Origin of the sequence: Lactobacillus xujianguonis, from assembly GCF_004009905.1 — a bacterium.
GTDB lineage: Bacteria > Bacillota > Bacilli > Lactobacillales > Lactobacillaceae > Lactobacillus > Lactobacillus xujianguonis.
The window spans coordinates 1-1147 of record NZ_ML136946.1 but is presented as its reverse complement, the minus strand read 5'-3'; the positions used below and the strand labels follow the sequence as shown (position 1 = coordinate 1147).

The window sequence follows — 1147 nt, the reverse complement described above, 5'->3', positions numbered from 1 at the left end:
TCTCCTCCGTGACAGGGAGGCGAGATAAACCACTGCTCCAATGGACCAAATTGCGGGAGCTGGATTTGAACCAACGACCTTCGGGTTATGAGCCCGACGAGCTACCAGACTGCTCCATCCCGCGATAATTTTTATAGGCGTCCTAATGGACCTTGTAGGACTCGAACCTACGACAGGACGGTTATGAGCCGTCTGCTCTAACCAACTGAGCTAAAGGTCCAAGCTTACAAATAGCGGCGGGGGGGATCGAACCCTCGACCTCCCGGGTATGAACCGGACGCTCTAGCCAGCTGAGCTACACCGCCATAAATTTGTAACCAGTAGATTACAATCGGGAAAACAGGATTCGAACCTGCGACCCCCTGGTCCCAAACCAGGTGCTCTACCAAACTGAGCCATTTCCCGTTAACATGCGCCCTGAAGGATTTGAACCTTCAACCTTCTGATTCGTAGTCAGACACTCTATCCAGTTGCGCTAAGGGCGCATCATTATATGCCGAGGACCGGAGTCGAACCGGTACGGTTGAAACCAACCGCGGGATTTTAAGTCCCGTGCGTCTGCCAATTCCGCCACCCCGGCAGGTAATGAAAGCGGAAGACGGGATTCGAACCCGCGACCCCCACCATGGCAAGGTGATGTTCTACCACTGAACTACTTCCGCATAATATATAATGCCGATTATACGACTTGAACGTACGACCCCCTGTTTACAAGACAGATGCTCTACCAACTGAGCTAAATCGGCATAAATGTCAATATGTGGTTGGCAATACGGGTGGTGGGACTTGAACCCACACGTCCGAAAACACTAGAACCTAAATCTAGCGCGTCTGCCAATTCCGCCACACCCGCAATATAGGGTCATGAGCCGTGAGGGACTTGAACCCTCGACCCACGGATTAAAAGTCCGTTGCTCTACCAACTGAGCTAACGACTCGATATGGAGGATACAGGGCTCGAACCTGTGACCTCCTGCTTGTAAGGCAGATGCTCTCCCAGCTGAGCTAATCCTCCATATTGAGCACGGCAGCTACCTACCCTCGCAGGCAGTCTCCCACCAACTACTCTCGGCGTTAAGAAGCTTAACTTCCGTGTTCGGCATGGGAACGGGTGTATCCTTCTTGCTATCGCCACCGCACTCTTTTC

The 1147-nt window shown here is 52.4% G+C and carries 11 tRNA genes and 1 rRNA gene; all 12 read right to left on the bottom strand.

Annotated elements, in window-relative coordinates:
* Positions 1 to 50: 50 nt before the first annotated feature.
* The 12 genes from EJK17_RS11300 to rrf all read right to left on the bottom strand — a co-directional run bounded on the left by EJK17_RS11300 (position 51) and on the right by rrf (position 1139).
* Positions 51 to 124 (bottom strand) — tRNA-Met (locus tag EJK17_RS11300).
* A gap of 22 nt (positions 125 to 146) precedes the next feature.
* Positions 147 to 220, bottom strand: a tRNA-Ile gene (locus tag EJK17_RS11295).
* An 11-nt stretch (positions 221 to 231) separates the two neighbouring features.
* A tRNA-Met gene (locus tag EJK17_RS11290) sits at positions 232 to 305 on the bottom strand.
* 26 nt (positions 306 to 331) lie between these two features.
* Positions 332 to 405: transfer RNA gene (locus EJK17_RS11285), tRNA-Pro, on the bottom strand.
* Between the two features lie 6 nt (positions 406 to 411).
* A tRNA-Arg gene (locus tag EJK17_RS11280) sits at positions 412 to 485 on the bottom strand.
* A 9-nt stretch (positions 486 to 494) separates the two neighbouring features.
* A tRNA-Leu gene (locus EJK17_RS11275) sits at positions 495 to 580 on the bottom strand.
* 10 nt (positions 581 to 590) lie between these two features.
* Positions 591 to 662 (bottom strand) — tRNA-Gly (locus EJK17_RS11270).
* A gap of 11 nt (positions 663 to 673) precedes the next feature.
* Positions 674 to 746, bottom strand: a tRNA-Thr gene (locus EJK17_RS11265).
* Between the two features lie 25 nt (positions 747 to 771).
* Positions 772 to 853 (bottom strand) — tRNA-Leu (locus tag EJK17_RS11260).
* 12 nt (positions 854 to 865) lie between these two features.
* Positions 866 to 938, bottom strand: a tRNA-Lys gene (locus EJK17_RS11255).
* Between the two features lie 4 nt (positions 939 to 942).
* Positions 943 to 1015, bottom strand: a tRNA-Val gene (locus tag EJK17_RS11250).
* A gap of 7 nt (positions 1016 to 1022) precedes the next feature.
* A 5S ribosomal RNA gene (gene rrf / locus EJK17_RS11245) occupies positions 1023 to 1139 on the bottom strand.
* Positions 1140 to 1147 lie beyond the last annotated feature (8 nt).